Source organism: Sinorhizobium arboris LMG 14919, assembly GCF_000427465.1.
In the GTDB taxonomy this organism is placed as follows: Bacteria; Pseudomonadota; Alphaproteobacteria; order Rhizobiales; family Rhizobiaceae; genus Sinorhizobium; species Sinorhizobium arboris.
On the sequence record NZ_ATYB01000014.1, the window covers coordinates 2,223,632 to 2,245,311 of the forward strand.

The window sequence follows — 21,680 nt, forward strand, 5'->3', positions numbered from 1 at the left end:
ATGCCACGAAGAGGAGAGTGCAAATGGACCATGCCACACCCATTCGCCTATTGGTCATTCTGTCGGCGGATATGGTCGGAGAGTCCTCGAACGATGAAATACGCATCGAGCGAATTGCACCCGTCTACTACATGTTCAAGGACGTTGAGGCGGACGTCGTTCTCGCCACGCCGACGGGCGGGTATGCCGCGCTTGCCCCCGATCTGCGCCAGTTCCCAAGCGAGGAGCCATGCGTTCAACGCTTCCTCTCGGATCGCGACGCGAGAGATGACTTTGCCGATACTCTGAGCCTCGATCAGATCGTCATTGACGATTTCGACGCAGCGTTCTGCTTCGGATTTTCAGGCTCGATCTGGGGGGCGGACGGCCTGGGCGTCGCGCCCATGGTCCGGGCCTTCCTCGGAGACATGAAACCCGTGGCGATTATCCCCGGCCGAGGCCTCGACATCGCTGCCGAAGGCGCGGGGAGCGGCTTGCTGGTCGTCGGTGACAGTGGGCAGTCTGCGGCGCTTGCGGCACATGCACTCCTCAACGTGATCGAACTTCGCAGGCAGAGCGTGTCGCAGGGCCGCCCTCATCGTCCCACATCAGCGTAGCCCCTACCTCATCGGCTATTTGCACGGATTTACGACGCTTAACTCGCGAAAACGCCCTTTCTGGAGAAGGTTGTAGTCGTTCAAGCAGGGACCGCAAGGAAGATGCAAATGGATGAACAATCAGCCGCATTCACGGCGGAGGCCACACGGCGGAACGTGCTGCTTGCGGGAGGTTTCGCCCTCGCCGCAATGGTATTGCCCGGCGAAACGTCGGCCGCCCCTCCAGCGACTTCAACCGAGAAGAGGAGTGAGGACATGTCGTTTATCAGGACCGCGGACGGAACGGAAATCTTCTACAAGGACTGGGGACGCCGTGACGCCCAGCCAATCGTCTTCCATCACGGGTGGCCGTTGAGCGCCGACGATTGGGACGCGCAGATGATGTTCTTCCTGGACAAGGGTTATCGTGTCATCGCGCATGACCGCCGCGGCCACGGCCGTTCCACGCAGACGTGGTCCGGTAACGAGATGGACACCTACGCGGCCGATGTCGCGACGCTGACGGATGCGCTTGATCTCAGGGATGCGGTCCATGTCGGCCACTCGACGGGCGGCGGCGAGGTCGCGCATTATGTCGCCAGGTCGAAGCCCGGACGCGTGGCGAAAGCCGTGCTGATCGGCGCGGTTCCGCCGGTCATGGTGAAGTCGGACAAGAACCCCGGCGGCCTGCCGATCGAGGTTTTCGACGGTTTCCGCGCCGCGCTCGTCGCCAACCGCGCCCAGTTCTTCCTCGACGTTCCTGCCGGGCCGTTCTACGGCTTCAACCGTCCCGGCGCGAAAGTCAGCCAGGGCGTCATCGACAACTGGTGGCGTCAGGGCATGATGGGTGGCGCGAAGGCCCATTACGACTGCATCAAGGCCTTCTCGGAGACGGACTTCACCGCAGACCTCGAGCGGATAACGGTGCCGACGCTGGTCATGCACGGCGACGACGACCAGATCGTCCCCTATGCCGACTCCGCTCCGCTTTCGGTCAAGCTCCTGAAGAACGGCACCCTCAAGACCTACGAAGGCCTGCCTCACGGCATGTGCACCACCCACCCCGAGATCATCAACGCGGACCTGCTGGACTTCATCCGCGACTGACTCGCCGCCTTCGCGAGGAGAGCCGCACCGCGACCATCGTTTCAATGCGGCTCCGATCCTGTTTGGCTGATAAGGCAATAAAGACGCATCGAGAAAGGGGCTACGGGTGACAACCGTTCTCGCACTGCTCATCGGCATCATCGCAGGCCTTCGTGCAATGACAGCCCCGGCGGCCGCCGCCTGGGCGGCCCACCTCGGCTGGTTCGATCTCTCCGGGACGCCGCTCGCCTTCATGGGATACAGGTGGACGTCCTGGATTTTCACGGCGCTGGCGCTCGTCGAGCTCGTCACCGACCAGCTCCCGAACACCCCCTCCCGCAAAGTGCCGATGCAATTCGGCGCTCGCATTCTCATGGGGGCACTCGCCGCGGCAACCGTGGGCGCGGCTGGAGGGTCGCTCGCCGGCGGCTTACTCGCCGGAACCTTCGGTGCGATTGCCGGGACGCTTGGGGGCGCTGCCGCCCGAGGAAAACTCGCCAAAGCGTTCCAACGCGACACTCCGGCAGCCCTGATCGAGGATGCCGTGGCGATCGGCGGCGCTCTCCTCATCGTGGCGGCTGTGACATGACCGCTCTCAACGCTACTCAAGCGAACAGGAAAGCAAAATGACACAAGGAACAGCACTTATCACCGGAGCCTCATCGGGCATCGGCGCGGTTTACGCCGAACGTCTGGCTCGCCGGGGTCACGATCTCATTCTCGTCGCCCGCGACTTCGACCGCCTGAAATCACTAGCCAACCGTCTGTCGGGCGAACACGGCGTGGTCGTCACTCCTCTGATGGCAGACCTCACCAGCGCGGCCGATCTGGAACGGGTCCTAGCGAAGCTTCGCGAGGACGCCGGGATTTCCCTGCTGGTGAACTGTGCCGGCATCGGCCCGAGCGGCGCTTTGCTGGGATCGGACCCCAACGGACTCAGCAAAATGGTCCAGCTCAACGTCGACGTCCTGCATTCCCTGACCGCGACGGCGGCGCACACCTTTGCGCGCCGCCGCAATGGAGCGATCGTAAACATAGCTTCCGTTGTGGCGCTGATGCCCGAGCGTTTCAACGCGACCTACGTCGCGACAAAGGCGTTCGTTCTTGCTCTCACACAGGCGATTTCCGCAGAACTCGAGCCGCACGGCGTCCGAATGCAAGCCGTGCTTCCCGGCTTCACGCGCACCGAAATATTCGACAGAGCCGGCATCGACATCAGCGCGATCCCCGCGGGCATGATGATGGATGCGGGCGAGATGGTGGATGCGGCCCTAGCTGGCTTCGATCGTGGGGAGTTGGTGACGATCCCTTCGCTCGCCGACAGCGAACTCTGGGAGCAGCATGAAAGGACAAGACGAGACCTCGGGCCGCACCTCTCACTGAAACATGCGGCTGCGCGGTATCGGCCGGGAGGAGAGACGAGATGAGCGAACCAAGAGCAGTGTTTCTGACGCGTCGCGACCTACTCTCAGCCAGCGCCGCGGCGGCCGCGGCCGCAATGCTTCCGCCAACCGCGTACGCCTCCGATTTCCATCGGTTCAAGCATGGCGCGTTCGACATCACCGTCGTCAGTGACGGTTTCATTACACTGCCGGCCGAAATACTCCTGCCGGACGCCACGCCCGAGGAGCGGCAGGTGATACTGCCGAGGCTCGGCGGCGACGACCAAGGCGCGCCTGTTCAGGCCAACATTCCACTCATCCGCCACGGAGACGACCTGATGCTGGTGGACAACGGCTCAGGAACGAACTTCCAGGCAAGCGCCGGGAAACTGGCCGCCAACCTCAAGACCCTCGGTATCGAACCGGAGGACATAACGAAGGTCGTCTTCACCCATGCCCATCCCGATCACGCGGGCGCGACGACCACCTCCGACGCCAAGGTTCTGTATCCCAATGCCCATTACTTCGTCAGCCGGGCCGAATGGGATTTCTGGACCGACAAGAACTTCGAAGCCAAGATGCCTCAAGTCCTGCACGGTTTCGCGCAGGGGGCCCAGCGCGACCTGTTCGCCGTGCGGGATCGACTTACACTCGTCAAACCGGGCGAGGAGATCGTACCTGGCATGCTGGTCGTTGACACCCCAGGCCATACGCCAGGTCACATCTCAATCGAACTCGCCGGCGACGGGAACCTCCTAGTCACAGGGGACGCCTGCACCAATGATGTCATCTTCTTCGAGCATCCTTCATGGTATTTCGGCTTCGACAGCGATGCGGAGACCGCGCTCAAAAGCAGGCAAATGCTCTTGGATCGGGCTGCGTCCGAGAAGTTGCGGATGCTCGGCTACCACTGGGCGTATCCAGGCATCGGGTATGCGGAGCGTCGCGGGAGCGGATATGCGTTCGTGAAGGCATAGGACGTCACTCCCGGTGTGCAGCGCGGCCCGGAGTCCACGAGATCATGCGGCTCATACCCATCAAGTTCATCCGATGCTCCCCCGACGGTCCAGTTCTCCCGGTGGAAGACGCCCACCACGAAATCCCGAACGCCCGTGTCTTGGATGGCGGGAAACCGAGCTGTGAAGAAGTGACACGGCGGAGAACGATGCGCAGGGGACCGTGCCGAAGACGAGGAAGTCACTCGCGCCCTCACTGGCGTGAAGCATCAAACTCCTTCGAGTTGGCCGTCGCTGCCGCCATCTGCCTCTTCGGTTTCCAGCCCGGCGCGGCTCTATAATCCCGTTCTGACCGGCGACGCCCAGTATGGGTCCGTGCTGGATCATTCTCGAATTTCACTCAGTCTTTGTCGGCGGCGGGCCAATTGTTGGACGGTTCTTCGATGACTTGTTCGCCGACGTCTTCGGCGGGATCAGGGTCTCGTTCGTAGGCGGTCCGAAGGTGTCCAACCTCGTCAAGAATGGCGGTGAAGACATCCGGTTGGCGCGCGCCGACAACGACGGCGGCGTCGACCAGTTTTTCGAGCCCGAGGCGCAGGTCGGCGCGCCAGTCATCCTTCGTCATCGGTCGTCCTCCGTAGGTCATCTGAAAGTTCGATCCAAGTCGGCGCGTGATCGCTTGCGTGCTCCCATCCGCGGACATGCTTGTCGACTCCTGAATCCGAAAGCCTCTGGGCGACATCCGGGCTGAGCAGGAAATGGTCGATGCGAAGGCCGGCATCCCTGACGAAAGCATTTCGGAAGTAGTCCCAAAAGGTATAGATGCGCTCGCCAGGATGAAGTTGGCGGAGGGCATCCGTCCAGCCCTGTTCAAGCAGGCGATGATAAGCGTCTCTGACCTCGACGCGGAACAGCGCGTCGTTCACCCAACGCTCCGGTTTGTAGACGTCGAGTTCCGTCGGCATGACGTTGTAGTCGCCAGCGAGGATCCCCGGCACGTGGAGTTCCAGCAGCTTTGCCGCGTAAGCCGTCATCCTCTCGAACCATGCCAGCTTGTATTCGAACTTCGGTCCCGGATAGGGATTCCCGTTGGGCAGATAGAGGCAGCCGATCACCATGCCATCGATCGCTGCCTCTATATAGCGGCTGTGGGTATCGTCCGGATCACCGGGAAGGCCCTTGCGCGTCAGCGTCGGCTCCCTGTCTCTGGCGAGGATCGCCACGCCGTTCCAACTCTTCTGGCCGTGCCAAATCGCTCCGTATCCGGCAGCCTCGATAGCTTTGACGGGGAACTTCGGGTCTGGTGCCTTCAGTTCCTGAAGGCAGACGACATCAGGCGACGCCTCCTCCAGCCACCGCAACAGGACATCCAGACGGCCATTCACCCCGTTGACGTTGTAGGTGGCGATCTTCACGGACCTATTTCTTGCGATCGCCCATGTCGCCCTGGCCGGGCTTGGCATCGTGCTTCGCCTTCTGTTTCTTGTCTGAGGACAGGGAGCGGCCGACATCCACCGACTCTTTGAACTTCCCGCTTTCGTCGCGCCGCACGTAGCGCTTGTCGGTCCCGGTATCGATGAGTTCGCGCTTCGACATGAATGCCTCCGGTCGTCGTGGTCGCCGGACAGAACGCACGGAAAGCCGAAAAGTTACAAACCTCTGGCCAAGCCACACCTTTGGTCTGCTCATGCACCGTCGCGCGGAGCCGCGGTCGATCGTTGGGCGGGCCGTCCTGGATTTCGATGACGAGCCGCGGATCGAAGGCCGTCCCCTCTCCCGGATATCCGCGCGGATTAGCGACGATCCTGCTTTCACCGACCCGGTAGTCGACCTTCTGATGGACGTGACCATGCACCCACAACGCCGGCCGTCCTTCGACGATGACCTCTTCCAGATCGGAGGCATAGCAGGCGCACAGCGGATCGCCGTGGAACTCGGGTGACATCGACCGGGTAGATGGAGCGTGATGGCTTAGGACCACCGTCTTCCCAGCCGAGGACACCGCCAGTGCGGATTTGAGAAACGCCCTAGACTCATGATGCATTCGATAGGCATGGATCGGCTTGAACTTCCGATAGGGCAGCCTGGAAAACTTGATCTTCCGGTAATCGTTCATTCCGCTCTGGGCGGCCGCCATCGCAAGTTCGGGATCGCCGCGGTTGATGCGGAAGTCGGTCCACAGGGCTGCCCCAACAAACCTGACGTCACCGATATCCACCGCCTCGTTTTCGAGCCAGTGGACGTTGGGATAGCGATCACGCAGCAAGCGCGCGTCGCGGATGCTCTCCTGCACGGAGGCTCCATAGTATTCATGGTTCCCTGCCGTGAACACGACGGGCATCGAGGAACGAATGTTGGCCGCCAACCATTCGATGCTGGGGGCGATGCCGCGCGTGTCTTTCAGGACACCGATCCTAGTTGTGACGGGCTACTACCCCCGAGAGCGACACGTACCACTCCACCATCTATTTGACGCGAGATCGCCAAGATGTCAAAGGCTTACAAACGTAGGGAAGAGGTATCATCGAGATTTGCGAGACAGCGCAAATCAGCTATCCCGAGAGCTTCGTTCGGGAGACTGCCGTCGCATCAGCGGTGTTCAGACGGGTGAGGCTGTGCAGCAGCTTGACGCTTGGAGATTTTTGCAACTGTTGCACGGGACGCCCCGGTAGCATGCTGTATTTGCGACCACGACATTCCGGCTTTTAGCATCGAGGCGATGCCAGCGTTCCGCGTCACGTCCTCGGCGCGGCCGCGATAACGCCCTTCCGCCTTTGCTATAGCTTGACCCTGCGCCTGTCGGCGGCGGCGATCCTCGTAGTCCTTACGGGCAACGGCGGCGAGCACGTCGAGCATCATCGAATTAACTGCGCTGAACATCCTCGCCGTGAAGTCGTCGGTGGAGGAAGCGAGCATCCAAGACGTCGGTAGATCCAGCGCCACGACACGAACTTGCCGAGCATCGAGCTCGCGTCTCAATTTCTGCCAATCCTCAGCGGTCAGACGGGAAAGGCGGTCAACCTGCTCGATTAGGAGGATGTCGCCGGGGCGAGCATCTGCAAGCAGGCGGAATAGTTCAGGTCGAGCCAGCTTCGCACCGCTCTCGTTCTCAACATAGGTCGCGGCGATGATCAAGCCTCGCTTTTCGGCGAAGGCCTCAAGCTGCGCACGGGCGCGACTGGCATCTTGTTCGTTCGTTGAAGCGCGAAGGTAGGCTCGTACAAGCATCAATTGCCCCATGGTTCACTTTACGTGGTTCACATAATGGCGGCTTATTTTGAATAGTCAAAGGATAATAGTGAACCAGCGCTGAGGCGGTGCAGTTACGGCACACACTAAGTAGACCAATTCCTACAGGCGAGAATAACCCGACTTCGCAGGTTCAAGTTTCCTACAAAGGCGAGTTGCAAGATCACAGCGGCTTGCGATTTTCCCTTGTTTCATTCACAAGACGCTGAGTGCATTTTTGGGGAGAAGAGATGGCGGGCGATTTTTCGGAAACTAGGCGCGATTTGCTTGATATAATCATTTCTATCAGGCAGACGATAGACCGGCGCCTAGACGTGCGGAAATCGGACGATTTTGATGCAATGCAAAGCATTTCGATGCGCGTTGAAGGTCTCCGATATATCCTCAATCAGTTCCGTCTGCCGGCGAGAAGACAACGGCTGTCGGCGGAACTTTCCTCTTTATATGCGCAACGCCTCATGCATGAAGCAGTCGCATTGCAAGATAGCATTGAATTTCAGAAATACCTTGCTTCAGTAAAGTTTCGTATGGTCCCTACTGGGCCTGCACGCCCTTCGCTCTATGTTCCAGAAATTACTGACAACGATGACGCAACTGTATCTGATGCATTGCGAGCCTTCATCAGGATTATAGTGGAGGCAAGCGAACCCGATCTCGTTGATAAAATGAGCGGGGAAGTGAAGCAAGCGGCCGCGCAGCTTCGCAGCATCGTTCCCCGCCAGAAGATAGCGCCCGTGCAGTTTGAAGTGGCCGACGGGCGCCTACAAATCGCCCATCAAAATGCACAATCCAGAGCACGGGATCTGAATAATGTAAACTCAGCCCGAGAGATTATGATTGAACGTGGCAGAAAGCTTATTCAGCATCTTGGCGCCACGAATTGCGACCATCGCCTTCTCGAAACCATGGAGGCGTTGCAATCGAAATTGGCAGATCAAAACGATATTATACAACTCGGAATTATGAATATTGGCTGTGAAGCCGTTTTTAATCAGTTTTCCGATGAACTCCCCGATGCTATATTAGGGATGCTCCAGGCACACTCCACCAATATTAGCTTATATGTAGCACAGTTTCCGGAATGGGCTCAGTTTACTGAGAATGCAGCCTTGGTGGAGTTGAACGAGGACGACGTTAGAAATGCGTCTGCTACAGCGGAAAACATTATCCTACATCTCTCCGCCTCGCCTGAAGCTGTTGATCCGGAAGTGCCAAGAACCATTGCAATGCTGCAAGCCCTCGTCTCAAACCCGCGCAACACATCAAAGCGAGCCGCTTATGCTCTGATCCGAACGATTGAGAACCTCGTTTCGAAGATCTTCGACTACGGCAGCAACTTCTTGGATCAAACGATTTCTCGAACATCCGACAAAACGTCAAAAGTGATCTCAAATATTGTCATGGTCTCGCTGCTAGCACTGGCGGTCGAAAGTGCTACAAGCATGTCCAGCGTAGCCGACAAACTCGGCGATACAGCATGGATGGCAAGAGCAGCGCAGATCGTTAAGGAGCAGTTGAGCGCTGCGAAGATTTTTGAGTAGACCGCGAATTGTGACGTAACGAGCCTTTTGCAGCAACGTTAGAAGCTGAATGGTAGATCGGTGCAAAAGGTGCCAGATCACAGTACAATGGCCAACAAGCCGCCAGAGTTCTCGCTGGGGCAATACTTACTAAGACAGCGCGGGATGTTAAAAGGCGATGTGAAGCTCGCTTCGTTCTAGCTCCGAGATTGTTGCTTCAAACGCTGCCGGCGGCGGCACCTGCCAATCGGCTATCGAAGCGAACTCCTCAGGATATAAATTCTTGAAAACAAACCGAGAGAACTGCGCGAGCTTTAGCGGAGCCTTTACAGGAACACGGCATCGTGATTTCCCCATGTGTAGGTGACTTGATGGGTGGTTCTCGCCTGCATTCTCTGGGTCATACTCAAAGCGAAATGTTGGCCGCGTTCTCGTCCTCGTCCGCAATTCCGTCTCACCTAAGATGTCTATAAAGTCCTCAACCGGAAGAAAGTCGCCATCCGAGGTTCGAAGCTCGTCCGCTTCGAAATGAATTGGGCAGGGGATGTAAGTGGCACGATGCCGCCGGACATGAGCGCCTTGGAAGACGTAGCTAACTTGTAGAATGGCGCCATCGATGAGCAGGGCTGAAAATTCCCTGCCGCGAATGATTTCAAGATACTCCGACAGGCTCGTCTCGCCATATCGCGCTGGCGACCACTCGCTCTGCACTGAGTTCCATGTGACCAAGCGTAGCCCATCTGCCATGTCCACGATCTTGTGAGAATTGGGGGCCAGGACGAGATCGTTCGCCGATAATAATTCCACGAGCTCGGAAAGCTCTCTGTGAAAATTTACCGCGCTCATGCGTTTGAAGGGCCCTGTCCGAGAATATTCCTGAGTTTGTCTAACAAGTCAGGGGGAAGTTGGTCGGGAGCTAGCTCTCCGCGGTCAATCATATCGAGGATCTCTGAAAAACCATCAATGCCCTGAGTAAGTTTCTTTTGTTCGTTCGGGGAACGATCACGATGAATTCGCATAAGTCTAGAAATTTGCTCGGCGGTGGGATAGCGGAAGGACAGGCCATAGTTTGCGGCCACGACTGCTTGAAACTCCTCACGCAAAGCGACCATCGCAGAGCCTACACCACAAACCCGAACCCACGCACGAGAACGGGTCATCGCCGTGAAAAGCGTGTTGCGTTTCTTCGCCAGCTGAAAACCGGTATAGCACTCGTGAGAGTTCACGACATACACCATCGCCGCTTCGTTTCCTTTGGCTCGGAAAATATGTGTGATGGCGATACTGCGATCTACGAACATTTCATCTTGGCTCGACGTCACCCCCGCCAAATGAGCCGGGATGTTGTGCACTCGCAGAGCGGAAGTCAGAACACCCGCATTTGACTTTGCCGTCCAAGCGTTCGGCAAAATAATCAGAATATCGCGGTGTTGCAGCTCTCGCTCTGCCAGATCCCGCGCTATCTCCGCGGCCACCCACTCAGCCTGACGCGGAATGTCGTCGAAGACCAAAAATTGTACAGCATCCTCTGGCTCTATGAGCCGCTTCGCGGGGTCTGCAAAAAAGTCGGGTGAGCACTCGGGCCGGCGCCTCAATGTTACTTGTTCGCCGGGCTGAGTATGTCCATTCGTGACCTCGTATCCGATCTCGTTCCAGAGGGCCGGATCGTCGAACATCTGCACAAGTGGTGTTGGTTCGTTCGGGCTTACGCGTCGATACACTCCGAAACCCAGCCCATGCGCTGTGCTGAGTGCCCAAGGCGTGTTTCGGTAGCACACGGGCAAAATAATGTCGTGTGGTGGTCGATTAGGAACGTTTTCCAGTTGCACACGAGGGTGTCCGTGAGCATCCACACCGAACAATTCGGACACGTTCGGCATGCTGTATTCGCCGAGATTTTGGAGTTCGTCGTAGGCCCAGATTACCCGTTTTGGTGCACGCGTGAACGCATAAACGATACGGAAGAACGAAACCGGTAGATCCTGTGCTTCATCTATCAGAACGGCATCATAGAGCGGACTATCAACTTGTCTTGCTGTAATTGCGCTCTCAACCTCATCGCAGACACCCTTGAATGACAGGTCACCATAGCGTCGATTTGCTTCGCCCCAAGTGACCGGCTCTATCCCAGTTGCACGGGCTAGTTCGCTGTAGACGCCCTCCTCTGACTTGCCGCCCCAGGAGTGCATTATCTTTAACTTTTCCCAGTTTGGTTCATCCTTCTTATGCTCAAACATGAACCTGCGGATAAGATCCTTAAACTGCTGCCGAAGTGACCGGCTGTAATACGTGACGACAATGTCCCATTCGGGATGGAGCGCGTGCAGGTAAGCCGCCTTGAGGGCGAGAACGATAGTCTTGCCTGATCCGGCAAGCCCGCGTATGCGCTGTGGGCCTTCCGGGTAAGCGATGGCCCCCTTCTTTTGCCATGCGTCCAAATTTGCAACATTTGCTTCAATGGTTCGGAGCTTGCCGCCGTATGAGTGCGCCGACGTAACGTTTTCCCGCCTGCGCGTTGGTTTGATGGTGGAAACGCGCTGAATTGTAGCATTGATTGGGCGCTCGAACTTCAACGGTAGTTCAGGGAACGTTTCTAGGACGCCAATCAGGGTTTCTCCGTCCGCCAGATAGACTTCCTCCGGCGTCGCTATGTCAGGAACCTGAGGAAGAAAGGTCACGACATTGATTGGAAAGCCTAGCGCACGGCCCGCCATCAGGTCCTTATTGGAAAGCATCTTTGCACTAAGGTTACGATACAGCTCATCCTGCCGCGCTGCGATGGTCGCCAGCCACTCCTCAACATTCTGAGCATCATATGGCGGTGCAGTAAGGTCAAACATTACCACTCCGTGTTCTCGGCACGTCAACAGTGCGTCGGACCGAGTGATGTCATCCACTGCCTCGTAAACAGGGTAGGAGAAATACAGGTGCCCATGTAATCCCGCGTTGACCAGCGCTTCTCGAAGGCGGGTTTCGCGCTCACCTTGCGCGCTGGAACCGAATACTACTTCAAGCTCATCATCCACCGGGGCGTCCTCATGGCTGTTCCGCGTCACAAAACCCCGGGGCACCTGCTTGGACCGTTCGGGCTATCGCTGCCGCCACCATATTGGGATGACATGATCGCTTCAACTCAGGCAGAACGTCTTATACAGATTAAGCTCCGGGCTCAGACAATGCGGCTGTTGGGGGATAACGCCTGAGGCGCGTTGCGAACAAAACGAGAAAATGGTATTTGCCCTAGATGTCGTATGATGTTCGTGCAGTCGCCAATTTCGTTTTAGATATTGCGGAAGCAGAGCACCGCGAGGTCTCCAATCTGCACATAAATAAGATCGTGTACTTCCTGCACGCCGATTTTCTCGTCGCGTTTTCGCGGCCCCTCGTGAGCGCGAAAATTGAGGCTTGGACACACGGACCAGTGTTCCGTGAGCTTTACAGGGAATTTAAGGAGTACGGTAGTTCTGGAATTGCGGGCAGAGCAAGCTATCTCGATCCAGCAAGCGGGCAAAAGCGGAAAGCTCTCTACAACTTCAGCCGGGAAGAGGAAGCGTTTTTAACTCAACTGACTAAACGGTACATATCCATGACACCAAGCGCGTTAGTCGCGCAATCTCACGTTCAAGGTGGTCCTTGGGATCAAACTTGGAACCATGAGACGGTGACGAATGCCTCGATGCGAATATCCGACGAATTGATAAAGGATTGGTATGGAAAGGCGGTTAAGCACTAATGGCAGTTGATTACGCAAAACTCCTCGCCAAAATCGATAGACCGCCTTCTGGACCAAATTGGGTTCGGTTTGTTCACGATGACGTTGTTCGGACAACGAAATCTATCGTCTCATTCGTCAAAGGTGCTCCGCCTTTCACGTATGCGCCCGGCTACGCGGCCATTAAAGACCGCCTCCAACTCGGCATTGAGATGGGCACTGCATTGAAGGCGGTTCAGCGCGTTGGTCCACCGGCGGGCCGAAAGCAGAACGAAGAGCTTGTCATGTCCTTCTTCGAGCACGATCAGGCTCGGGGATATGCCGCCCGCAACGCGGTGGAGTTCGAGAGAGAAGTGTTCAGAATATCGCGGGATATCGCGGTGCCAGTTGCCCCACTCTCTATAATTCGGGAGCGGGGACAATTTCTTCCACTTTTCGTATGTGGTTGGAGCGAAGTTAAACTCAACGAGCACCAACGCCGACTGTTGGTAACAATCTGCGAAGATGCATTTCTCTCGCTTACCGACTATCAAAAGTCGCCGGCGGAGTTTCTGTTCTTTCCTAAGACCGACGACGGTGCAGAAACCAAAAGGCGAGCTGAAGTCTGGCATCGGGGAGACTATCGCCTGCTAACAGACAGAGAATTGAGCGAAGCGGTTGAGGTCTTCCTCGAAGCTCGCGAAGCTGCCCGAGCAATCATTCTGAAAGAGATGGCGGAGGCAGCGAGGCGGAAACCTGTCGAAGATGAGGTTCCCTCTGTCCACGCGGAGCGCGATTTATTGTCGTTCGATGACGACTAATTGGCGTGCGCCATTTGGATACTAGATGTTCCCATAAGTGGAGAGTGCAACAGGTTGCACCTAGTTCCCTCCAGGTTGGCGCGCTGCTTTTAACCGAATGGACCGGACCGGGTCCCCGAATTGACATCATAGAGCCCCGAGCGATTTCACTCCGGCATAGGTGATCTTCGCGATTTCTTTGCGCACCTCTTGAAGCGGTAAGTTCGAGCCATACTGCTCATCAGTGGCGGTTCTCTTCCATCCTCCAATCAGGCGTACCCTCTCTTGGGGAACGCCAGCGTTGCGCATTGCGTCACGCCAATTGTGTCTGAAAGAATGGAACGACGTTCGCTCCTCGGAGGCGGATTGCTTTTCAAGCAGGCGCGAAAACCACTTCTGGAAGCCATCCGAGTAATATCCCCGGCTATCACGCCTTAGATCGGGAAAGAGGCGCTCTGTCCCCCGTTTCTTTTGCTCCTGACCTTGCCCCCAAGTTTTATCCAGCTTTGAGTTCGCTCCAGCGGTTTTGGGTTGCTGTATTCGGGGCGGTAGCGGCGGGTTGCGGTGCGGAGCCGTGCCGGCTGCGCAGCACCGCATCACGTCGCGGGTTGATGGTCTGAGCGAACTCGGCAGGTGTCAGCCAGCCGAGACCGGAATGGGGTCGGTGATCGTTGTAGTCGCCGCGCCAGTTTGAAAGCGCTGATCGAGCATGGGCCAGTGACGAGAAGAGCGTCTCATTCAGGAGCTCGTCGCGCAGCCGCCCATTGAAGCTCTCGATGAAGGCGTTCTGGATCGGCTTGCCCGGCGCGATGTAGTGCCAATCCACCTTGCTCCGATCCGTCCATTGCAAAATCGCGTTGCTGGTGAACTCGCTGCCGTTGTCGCTGACGATCATCCTCGGCTTGCCACGCTCCTCGAAAATCCGGTCAAGCTCACGGGCAACCCGCAGACCGGAAAGTGATGTGTCGGCGACGAGTGCCAGGCATTCCCTGGTGCAATCGTCGACAACGGTCAGAATCCGCAACCTGCGCCCATCGGTGAGTTGATCCGCCACGAAGTCCAGCGACCAACGATCATTGGCTGCCATCGGGATCAGCATCGGTGCTCTTGTGCCGATCGCTCGTTTCCGGCCGCCACGCTTGCGCACCATCAGCTTCTCCTCCCGATAGAGCCGGAAGAGCTTCTTGTGGTTCACAAGGTGTCCCTCGCGCCGGAGCAGCACATGAAGGCGTCGATATCCGAAGCGGCGGCGTTCATGTGCCAGCGCCTTCATTCGCTCGCGAAGGTCACCGGGTTTGGTTGTCAAAATTCCGGAAATTCGCGGCGAGCTACACCGAATTCCAGATGCAAATCGGAAATGATCCAGAGTTTGCCAAAAAAAGTGGAAAATCCACCCTTAAGCCTTTGATTTTAAAAGGAAATGGTGGGCCCGGAGGGACTCGAACCCCCAACCAAGCGGTTATGAGCCGCCGGCTCTAACCATTGAGCTACAGGCCCTGCCGTTGTCGTCGGCGGTTGCGGACCAATGGCAGTCCGCTGTCAGGCTCTAGCGTAAAACCTTTTTGCCGACAAGCCATTGCCGCAATAGCTACACAATCGGTAAGCATGGAATCGACGACAAACAACCGGAGAGAAACGTCGATGACTTCTACACGCATTGCCCGCACCGTTCGTGTCGCCGCAGTTGCAGCCGCGTTGACCGGCGCCTTCGTTGCCGCGGCGGCCGCGCAGGACAACGCCGCCGCCGGCAAGGGGGATGGCAAGGGGCGCCCGGACGGCGTCAGGGGCCGTCAGGCGGTGATCAAGGTCTCCGGTGAAGGCCGCTCGACGACCGCTCCGGATATGGCGGTCCTGCAGCTCAGCGTCGTCAAGGACGCCAAGACTGCACGCGAAGCGCTCGACGCCAACAACAAGGCGATGGCCGACGTGCTCGCCGCTCTGAAGCAGGCGGGGATCGCCGAGCGCGACCTGCAGACGAGCGGCTTCTCGATCAATCCGCAATATCACTACCCGCCGAACAATGACGGCGGCAACCGGCCGCCGGAACTGGTGGGCTATCAGGTCGTCAACGGCGTCGGCGTGCGCGTGCGCGATCTCGGGCAACTCGGCGAAATCCTCGACAAGTCCGTAAGCCTCGGCGTCAATCAGGGCGGCGGGATCGAGTTCACCAACGACAAGCCGGACGCCGTGATCACCGAGGCCCGCAAGGCCGCAGTCGCCGATGCCATCAATAAGGCGAGGGTTCTGGCCGAAGCGGCGGGCGTCTCGCTCGGCCGCCTGATCGAGATCTCGGAACAGCCCTCCCGGCCCGAACCGATCCCCGTGGTTCGCAGCATGGCAAAGGAATTTGCCGCCGATTCGGTTCCGATAGCGACCGGCGAGAATGCCTACACCGTCACCGTCAACGTGACATTCGCCGTCAATCAGTAACGGTGCGATCCGAAGCATAAGCAAAGAGCCCCCACGCCAGGGCGTGAGGGCTCCATTTCCGTCGGCCGGGGGAGACAAGACGGAAATTCGAGGATTTACCAGCGGCCGATGATCGGGCATCCGCGGGCGTTGGCGAAAACGATCGCCTGGCGGTAGCCGTGGCGGCGGCCTTCGACGACGACACGGCGACGCGTCACGTCGGCAACATAGGCGCGCCGAAGACCACGGTCACGTGCCTTGTCGACGGCGAGGCCGGGTGAACAGCGGCCGCGGTGGTCACGGCGGTCATAGTGCCGGCGATCGCGCCAATCGTCGTAGCGGTCATAGTCGCGGTAGTGGACGCCGCCACCCGGACCCAATTCCAAGGTAAGCGACTGGGCGGAAGCCGTGGAAGCCAGACCGGTCAATCCGATCACGACAGCGACGGCGGCATTAACGAGGAACTTCTTCATGGCTTTTCTCCGGTGTGACGAAGCGGTTCTGTTTGCGCGGTTCTTGTTGGCGATTGAGGCAACAATAGTCCGGCCAAACTGAACGGCACCGGAACCCTCCGTTCATGCGGTATTCAGGTTGATCACCCCTCCGATGCGCAGCAGCCGGTTCAGCCCCGCGACGCTTTCCGGCAGGCCACTCAATCGATTTAACGGGGGGGGAATGCCCGCGAACAGCGGACTCGGATCGTCACCGTTTCATTGAACGACGAAAGGCCCCTTGTCCGAGACCGCGCACTTCCGCACCGAGAACCGTTGCGCACTTTTCCCGGAAAGGCTCTAGCCCGCGAGTTCCCGCTTGAAGAGAAGGATATTGCGATAGTGGCTGAGACGCGCGATGACCCCGTCATCGATCTCGAAGACGAAGACGCTCGCAACGGAATAGGCCTGACCGGAGGCTTCGGGGAAGCCGGCCATCGTCTCCCGATAAATGCCGCGGACGGTCGTATCCGCCGCCACGCGCTGGCCGGCGGCGTCCCGCATCAACACGACGTCGCCGAAGTTCTCGTCGAAATGGCGCAAATAGTGCATCATCCAGCTTCTGAGCGCGCCGGCGCCGAGAGTTCGCTCTCCGGTGAGCGAGTCGAACGCAACGTCCTCGCCGACGAGGCGCGAAAGCGTTTCGAAGTCGCGATCGTTCAGGGCTTCGATGAAACGGCTGGCTATCGTCTGGGCGTCTGTCATTCTCTCCTCCGAGTTAGGCTCCCCGCTCTAGCTGCCGAGATGCAGGACGATCTCGCGGCGGTGCGGCCGGTCACGGTGTTCAAAGAGGTAAAGCCCCTGCCAGGTTCCAAGCGCCAGGCGCCCTTGCATGACGGGAATGCCGAGCGAAACCTGCGTGAGGGCCGCCTTGATATGGGCCGGCATGTCGTCCGGCCCCTCCATGGTGTGGACGATCCAGCGCATGGTGGGATCGGAGGATGGCGGCACCAGCCGGTGGAAGAAAGCATGGAGGTCACGCTTTACGTCCGGGTCGGCGTTCTCCTGAATGATCAGCGAAGCGGAGGTATGGCGGACGAAAACCGTGAGCAGTCCCTCGGCAATGCCGGATGCGCGCACGAATTGGGCAGCCTCGGCCGTAAACTCGTAAAGCCCCTGCCCTTTCGTCGATATGGCGACCACGGTCTGCGCCAATTTTCCCCTCCGCCTGCTCTGCCGGTGCTGCGGCCCGGGAAGACCCGAAGGCAGGCCGCAATGCCGATCCTACAATTCGAGAAAAGCTTCGAACCCGCCATAGATCATGCGTTTTCCATCGAAGACGGACTTCCATTCGTCGCCCTGGAGTCTCGGATCCGCCATCACCTTGGCGACGATCGCATCGCGTTCCTGGCGCGACCGGTAGACGACCCACGAGAAGACGACCGTCTCGTCGTCCTTCGCCTGAACCGCACGCGGGAAGGAAGTCAGCTCGCCGCGGGGCACGTCGTCTCCCAGGCATTCAACGTAATTGAGCGCGCCATGCTCCTTCCACACCGCGCCTGCCTCGCTCGCCAGCTTCTTATAAGCCTCTATGTTGGCCGTCGGTACTGCAACGATAAAACCGTCCACATATGCCATTTTGGTCTCCTCCATTTTTTGAAAGACAACACAAGGACGATCGAAGAGCACAGGTTCCGACAGGGGGACGACATTTTGATGGCTGCCGTCATCCGCTTGCGTCAAGAGCCGCAGCCGCGCAGCTGGCGCGCATAGATGGCGGCCATGCCGGATGCTCTTTTGGCGCCGGCTTTGGCCGTGTCGCTCCAGTTGCCTCGGGCGTAGCCGCTTTGGCCGTGGTAGTAAGCGATATAGAGCCTGTACGTGTCGTTGAGGGCGATGCCGTTCCGCTGGTGACTTTGGTTGTGATACCAGGCGATGAAGCGGATCGCGTCGCCGAAATCAGACCGGCGCGCCGTCCAACGGCCAGTCTCGGACTGATAGCGCGCCCAGGTGCCGTCGAGCGCCTGCGAGTAGCCGTAGGCCGAAGAGCCCCTCGTCCACGGGATGAAGCCGAAGAGCTTCGTCCGCGGCGGCCTGGCATTATGGCGGAAGCCCGACTCCGCGTAGATCGTCGCCATCAGCACCGGCACGGGTACGCCATATTCGCGCTCTGCCGCGTAGGCAGCCCGGCGCCAGTTGTTGAAAAGACCATCTCGCTGCTCGAAAACCGCACAGGCGTTCCGGGTCTCTCTCGGCACCGTTCCGCAGCCGGCCAACAACAGGAGGACGACGACCAAAACGCAACGCATCGCGGAACCTCTCGTTTGCGAGAGGTTGATAAGACGTAAATCTTAAGGATCGGTTTTTATGCGATGGCGATGGCGGTCTGCCCTTCTCCTCGGGCTTGGCCGGGGTTAACCCGAGGACCAACCCCTCCCCGCGGGCGGGGAGAGGGGACGCGCCCTGACCGAATCGCCGCGAGGCCCTTCGCCCCCGCTTGCGGGGAGAAGGCGCAGGCTGCGGATGACGGGCGATCCGGAAGCGCTCTATCAGAGCGTGCCTATCAGTTCACGATAGGCCGCCTCCGGAAAGGCCTTCAGCGTACGCGTGCGCACGTTGCCGTTCATGCCGAGCGTGAGGGCAAAGCGCGCCGCGATCGCATCGTCGGGCGCTTCGCAGATCGCGACCATGTCGTGTTCGCCCATCGTCAGGTAGACGTCCTTGAAGGAGCCGCCCATGTCCTCGAGCAGCTTCTTGGCCGCATCGAGCCGCTTGGGCGACTCGCGCACGTTCCTGATCCCCTGCTCCGTCCAATTGATAAGCACGACGTAAGTGGTCATCTCACACCTCCCGCAAAGCATCCCGCCCTCGGTCGAGGGCGCCCAAGATGCTCTGTCATTGAAAAGGCCGGAGCGCATTCGCGCGTTCATGTGCCGGCGCGGAGCGCCATTCCCGGCGATGGGGAACGCGCCTCTCTGCCGCAGCCGCAAAGTATAAGGCATTTCCGGGAAAAGCGTCTAACGGTTTTCCGCCGTAGCGACGATACGAAGAAGCCGGGCACTTGGCCCGGCTTCTCCTCTCCATCGGATGAAGATCCTGGGGATCAGCTGTCCAGGAACGAGCGCAGCTTGCGCGAACGGCTCGGATGCTTGAGCTTGCGCAGCGCCTTCGCTTCGATCTGCCGGATGCGTTCGCGGGTGACCGAGAACTGCTGGCCGACTTCTTCCAGCGTGTGGTCGGTGTTCATGCCGATGCCGAAACGCATGCGCAGCACCCGCTCCTCGCGCGGCGTCAAGGAGGCGAGCACGCGCGTCGTCGTCTCGCGCAGATTCGCCTGAATGGCCGCATCGATCGGCAGCAGCGCATTCTTGTCCTCGATGAAGTCGCCGAGATGCGAATCTTCCTCGTCGCCGACCGGCGTTTCGAGCGAGATCGGCTCCTTTGCGATCTTCAGGACCTTGCGCACCTTTTCGAGCGGCATGGCGAGTTTTTCCGCCAGCTCCTCGGGCGTCGGCTCGCGGCCGATTTCGTGCAGCATCTGGCGCGAAGTCCGGACGATCTTGTTGATCGTCTCGATCATGTGCACCGGAATGCGGATCGTGCGGGCCTGGTCGGCGATCGAACGGGTGATCGCCTGCCGGATCCACCATGTGGCATAGGTCGAGAACTTGTAGCCGCGGCGATACTCGAACTTGTCTACCGCCTTCATCAGACCGATGTTGCCTTCCTGGATCAGATCCAGGAACTGCAGACCGCGGTTCGTGTACTTCTTGGCGATCGAGATCACCAGGCGGAGGTTGGCCTCGACCATCTCCTTCTTGGCGATACGCGCTTCACGCTCGCCCTTCTGCACCATCGACACGATGCGGCGGAACTCGGCAATGGAAATGCCGGTCTCCGTCGCAAGATTCTGGATCTCCTGGCGGATGTCGCGGATCGTCTGGTTCTCGGCCCTGGCAAACTCCTTCCAGCCCTTGCCGGCGAGATTGCTGATCGACTTCATCCAGTTCGGATCGAGCTCGGCGCCGGAATACTGCTCCAGGAACGCCTCGCGCTTGACGCCGTAGGATTCGGCCAGGCGCAGCAGCCGGCCCTCGTTCTGCGTCAGACGCTTGGAGATGTCGTAGAGCTGCTCGACCAGAGCGTCGATGCGGTTCTGGTTGAGCGACAGCGATTTCACGGCCTTGATCAGCTCGTCCTTCAGCTCCTTGTAGCGGCGCTCCTGCGCCGGCGACAGAGTTCCGGTCGCGGCAAGGCGCGCCTCCACCTGCTGGTCCTGCAGCTTGCGGAGCTTCTTGTAGGTTTCGGCGATGACGTCGAGTGTTTCCATCACCTGAGGACGCAGTTCCGCTTCCATCGCGGCGAGCGAGAGGTTCGACTCGTCGTCGTCCTCCTCTTCCTCCTCGGGCGCCTGACCTTCGCCGCCGACATTGGTGATGTCGTCGTCGTTCGCCGCAGCGCGGGTTTTGCGGACCTTTTCCTTCTCCTCGGCCGCCTTGCGGTCGGCTTCGATCTTTTCCGGGCTCTGGAACTGCGGTGCAGCCTTGGCCTCGGGGCCGGAATAGGTCGTTTCGAGATCGATGATCTCGCGCAGCAGCGTCTGACCCTCGTTCAATTCGTCGCGCCAGATGATCAACGCCTGGAAGGTAAGCGGACTCTCACAGAGCCCGGCAATCATCGTTTCGCGGCCGGCCTCGATGCGCTTGGCGATGGCGATTTCGCCTTCGCGCGAAAGAAGCTCCACGGAGCCCATTTCGCGCAGATACATACGCACCGGATCGTCGGTACGGTCCGTCGGCTCTTTCTTCTTGCTGGTCGCAAGCGCGGTACCGCCGGCAGGCGCCAGTTCGCCGCCCTCGCTTTCGCCTTCGTCGCCGCCGTCATCGTCGTCGCCGCCGGCGGCCTCCTCGGCTTCCTCGTCCTCGATGACGTTGATGCCCATGTCGGAAAGCATGGACATCGTGTCTTCGATCTGCTCGGAAGTCACTTCCTCGGAAGGCAGAACGGAGTTCAGCTCGTCCATCGTCACATAGCCGCGCTTCTTGGCGGCCTTGATCATCTTCTTGACAGCGTCGTCGGAAAGATCGAGAAGCGGACCGTCCGGTGCACCTTCACGCTCAACGTCGGCTTCTTCGTTTTCTTTGACTTTTGTTGCCATTTATTCGTCGCTTTCCTTGTCGCAACCGGCCGGCGCCCGGTAATCAATGCCACTCGGAGGTTCGGGCACGCCGCGCACCCGCCACCGATTATTTCCCCTGACGTAACGGGATGATATTTAATTCCTGATTAACCACGACAGCGATCGCGGTGAACGGGCAAGCCTCTACAGTCCTGCCACTGAAACGTCCCTGGCATGATTTCCTATCCGCCGTACCATGTCGCCATTTCTGCTTGAAATGGTGATTCCCAGAATTTTTGATCCCGTCAAGCGTTTCCGGTGAAAAACCGCGTGATTCGGCAAAAAACGCTAATGGACGGGACTTTGCGGCTGTTCATCAGCTTTCGCTCAACATGTAGGAGCGCCCCAAAGAAAGACAAGGGCCGCACCGGTTTTCCAGAATTATGAGCCTCGAAGCGGTCG

23 protein-coding genes, 1 tRNA gene and 2 pseudogenes are annotated in these 21,680 nt (G+C 58.8%); 10 read left to right on the top strand and 16 right to left on the bottom strand.

Going from position 1 to position 21,680, the window contains the following annotated elements; all coding sequences use genetic code 11:
- Nucleotides 1-23: 23 nt before the first annotated feature.
- From SINAR_RS0122055 to SINAR_RS0122075, 5 genes are all read left to right on the top strand, one after another.
- Nucleotides 24-596, top strand: coding sequence for a type 1 glutamine amidotransferase family protein (locus SINAR_RS0122055; protein WP_028001090.1), 573 nt, complete (start codon nt 24-26; stop codon nt 594-596).
- A 255-nt stretch (nt 597-851) separates the two neighbouring features.
- The gene (locus SINAR_RS0122060; protein ID WP_033057824.1) at nt 852-1,682 is read left to right on the top strand and encodes an alpha/beta fold hydrolase; all 831 of its coding nucleotides are present in this window, start codon (nt 852-854) and stop codon (nt 1,680-1,682) included.
- Nucleotides 1,683-1,788: 106 nt separating this feature from the next.
- On the top strand, nt 1,789-2,250 hold the full coding sequence (locus SINAR_RS0122065; RefSeq protein WP_028001092.1) for a DUF4126 family protein: 462 nt from the start codon (nt 1,789-1,791) through the stop codon (nt 2,248-2,250).
- A gap of 37 nt (nt 2,251-2,287) precedes the next feature.
- Nucleotides 2,288-3,088, top strand: a complete 801-nt coding sequence (locus SINAR_RS0122070) for an SDR family NAD(P)-dependent oxidoreductase (protein ID WP_028001093.1) — start codon at nt 2,288-2,290, stop codon at nt 3,086-3,088.
- On the top strand, nt 3,085-4,020 hold the full coding sequence (locus SINAR_RS0122075; protein WP_028001094.1) for an MBL fold metallo-hydrolase: 936 nt from the start codon (nt 3,085-3,087) through the stop codon (nt 4,018-4,020). The genes SINAR_RS0122070 and SINAR_RS0122075 overlap by 4 nt, the downstream gene beginning before the upstream one ends.
- Before the next feature lie 379 nt (nt 4,021-4,399).
- Here the strand turns inward: SINAR_RS0122075 and SINAR_RS0122080 are convergent, their stop codons facing one another.
- A complete protein-coding gene (locus tag SINAR_RS0122080) occupies nt 4,400-4,624 on the bottom strand; it encodes a hypothetical protein (RefSeq protein ID WP_028001095.1) in 225 nt (74 codons plus the stop codon).
- Nucleotides 4,611-5,414 carry an exodeoxyribonuclease III gene (gene xth, locus SINAR_RS0122085; RefSeq protein WP_028001096.1) on the bottom strand — a complete coding sequence of 268 codons (804 nt, stop codon included), beginning with the start codon at nt 5,412-5,414 and terminating at the stop codon, nt 4,611-4,613. Before xth ends, SINAR_RS0122080 begins: the two co-directional genes overlap by 14 nt.
- 272 nt (nt 5,415-5,686) lie before the next feature.
- On the opposite strand from xth, the gene SINAR_RS1000000137885 reads away from it, so the two are divergent.
- Nucleotides 5,687-5,941, top strand: coding sequence for a hypothetical protein (locus SINAR_RS1000000137885; protein WP_050577536.1), 255 nt, complete (start codon nt 5,687-5,689; stop codon nt 5,939-5,941).
- On the opposite strand, the pseudogene SINAR_RS1000000135675 reads toward SINAR_RS1000000137885, so the two are convergent.
- A pseudogene (locus SINAR_RS1000000135675) lies at nt 5,846-6,364 on the bottom strand (metallophosphoesterase family protein); the annotation flags it as partial. The gene SINAR_RS1000000137885 and the pseudogene SINAR_RS1000000135675 overlap by 96 nt on opposite strands.
- Nucleotides 6,365-6,588: 224 nt before the next feature.
- Nucleotides 6,589-7,227, bottom strand: a complete 639-nt coding sequence (locus SINAR_RS0122095; protein ID WP_028001097.1) for a recombinase family protein — start codon at nt 7,225-7,227, stop codon at nt 6,589-6,591.
- 251 nt (nt 7,228-7,478) lie between these two features.
- Here SINAR_RS0122095 and SINAR_RS0122100 point away from each other — a divergent pair, with 251 nt between their 5' ends.
- Entirely contained in the window at nt 7,479-8,789 is a 1,311-nt protein-coding gene (locus tag SINAR_RS0122100; protein WP_028001098.1) for a hypothetical protein, read from the top strand.
- 147 nt (nt 8,790-8,936) lie between these two features.
- On the opposite strand, the gene SINAR_RS0122105 is transcribed toward SINAR_RS0122100, so the two are convergent.
- Both SINAR_RS0122105 and SINAR_RS01000000133770 read right to left on the bottom strand, forming a co-directional pair.
- The gene (locus SINAR_RS0122105; RefSeq protein WP_028001099.1) at nt 8,937-9,614 is read right to left on the bottom strand and encodes a DUF2290 domain-containing protein; all 678 of its coding nucleotides are present in this window, start codon (nt 9,612-9,614) and stop codon (nt 8,937-8,939) included.
- Nucleotides 9,611-11,794, bottom strand: coding sequence for a DEAD/DEAH box helicase (locus SINAR_RS01000000133770; RefSeq protein WP_033057538.1), 2,184 nt, complete (start codon nt 11,792-11,794; stop codon nt 9,611-9,613). Before SINAR_RS01000000133770 ends, SINAR_RS0122105 begins: the two co-directional genes overlap by 4 nt.
- Before the next feature lie 218 nt (nt 11,795-12,012).
- On the opposite strand from SINAR_RS01000000133770, the gene SINAR_RS0122115 reads away from it, so the two are divergent.
- Nucleotides 12,013-12,501 (top strand): Panacea domain-containing protein, encoded by a 489-nt coding sequence (locus tag SINAR_RS0122115; RefSeq protein WP_028001100.1) that lies wholly within the window; start codon nt 12,013-12,015, stop codon nt 12,499-12,501.
- The gene (locus SINAR_RS01000000133775) at nt 12,501-13,280 is read left to right on the top strand and encodes a hypothetical protein (protein ID WP_050577537.1); all 780 of its coding nucleotides are present in this window, start codon (nt 12,501-12,503) and stop codon (nt 13,278-13,280) included. The genes SINAR_RS0122115 and SINAR_RS01000000133775 overlap by 1 nt, the downstream gene beginning before the upstream one ends.
- 126 nt (nt 13,281-13,406) lie before the next feature.
- Here SINAR_RS01000000133775 and SINAR_RS1000000138505 read toward each other — a convergent pair whose 3' ends face one another.
- From SINAR_RS1000000138505 to SINAR_RS0122130, 3 genes and pseudogenes are all read right to left on the bottom strand, one after another.
- Nucleotides 13,407-13,856, bottom strand: coding sequence for a tyrosine-type recombinase/integrase (locus tag SINAR_RS1000000138505; RefSeq protein ID WP_084617590.1), 450 nt, complete (start codon nt 13,854-13,856; stop codon nt 13,407-13,409).
- Nucleotides 13,756-14,547: pseudogene (locus SINAR_RS01000000133780) on the bottom strand (IS3 family transposase); the annotation flags it as partial. The pseudogene SINAR_RS01000000133780 and the gene SINAR_RS1000000138505, both read right to left, overlap by 101 nt.
- Before the next feature lie 133 nt (nt 14,548-14,680).
- Nucleotides 14,681-14,756 (bottom strand) — tRNA-Ile (locus SINAR_RS0122130).
- A gap of 144 nt (nt 14,757-14,900) precedes the next feature.
- On the opposite strand from SINAR_RS0122130, the gene SINAR_RS0122135 reads away from it, so the two are divergent.
- Nucleotides 14,901-15,689: an SIMPL domain-containing protein gene (locus tag SINAR_RS0122135; protein ID WP_028001101.1), complete on the top strand. Its 789-nt coding sequence runs from the start codon at nt 14,901-14,903 to the stop codon at nt 15,687-15,689.
- Nucleotides 15,690-15,784: 95 nt separating this feature from the next.
- On the opposite strand, the gene SINAR_RS0122140 is transcribed toward SINAR_RS0122135, so the two are convergent.
- From SINAR_RS0122140 to rpoD, 7 genes are all read right to left on the bottom strand, one after another.
- Nucleotides 15,785-16,141, bottom strand: a complete 357-nt coding sequence (locus SINAR_RS0122140) for a hypothetical protein (protein WP_028001102.1) — start codon at nt 16,139-16,141, stop codon at nt 15,785-15,787.
- A 318-nt stretch (nt 16,142-16,459) separates the two neighbouring features.
- Entirely contained in the window at nt 16,460-16,864 is a 405-nt protein-coding gene (locus SINAR_RS0122145; RefSeq protein ID WP_028001103.1) for a ketosteroid isomerase-related protein, read from the bottom strand.
- Nucleotides 16,865-16,891: 27 nt separating this feature from the next.
- Nucleotides 16,892-17,314 carry a secondary thiamine-phosphate synthase enzyme YjbQ gene (locus SINAR_RS0122150; protein ID WP_028001104.1) on the bottom strand — a complete coding sequence of 141 codons (423 nt, stop codon included), beginning with the start codon at nt 17,312-17,314 and terminating at the stop codon, nt 16,892-16,894.
- A 69-nt stretch (nt 17,315-17,383) separates the two neighbouring features.
- Entirely contained in the window at nt 17,384-17,737 is a 354-nt protein-coding gene (locus SINAR_RS0122155; protein WP_028001105.1) for a DUF1428 domain-containing protein, read from the bottom strand.
- 101 nt (nt 17,738-17,838) lie between these two features.
- Nucleotides 17,839-18,408 (bottom strand): transglycosylase SLT domain-containing protein, encoded by a 570-nt coding sequence (locus SINAR_RS0122160; RefSeq protein ID WP_028001106.1) that lies wholly within the window; start codon nt 18,406-18,408, stop codon nt 17,839-17,841.
- A 240-nt stretch (nt 18,409-18,648) separates the two neighbouring features.
- Nucleotides 18,649-18,939: a GYD domain-containing protein gene (locus SINAR_RS0122165; protein ID WP_028001107.1), complete on the bottom strand. Its 291-nt coding sequence runs from the start codon at nt 18,937-18,939 to the stop codon at nt 18,649-18,651.
- Between the two features lie 263 nt (nt 18,940-19,202).
- Nucleotides 19,203-21,257, bottom strand: a complete 2,055-nt coding sequence (gene rpoD / locus SINAR_RS0122170) for an RNA polymerase sigma factor RpoD (RefSeq protein ID WP_028001108.1) — start codon at nt 21,255-21,257, stop codon at nt 19,203-19,205.
- Nucleotides 21,258-21,680: the final 423 nt, after the last annotated feature.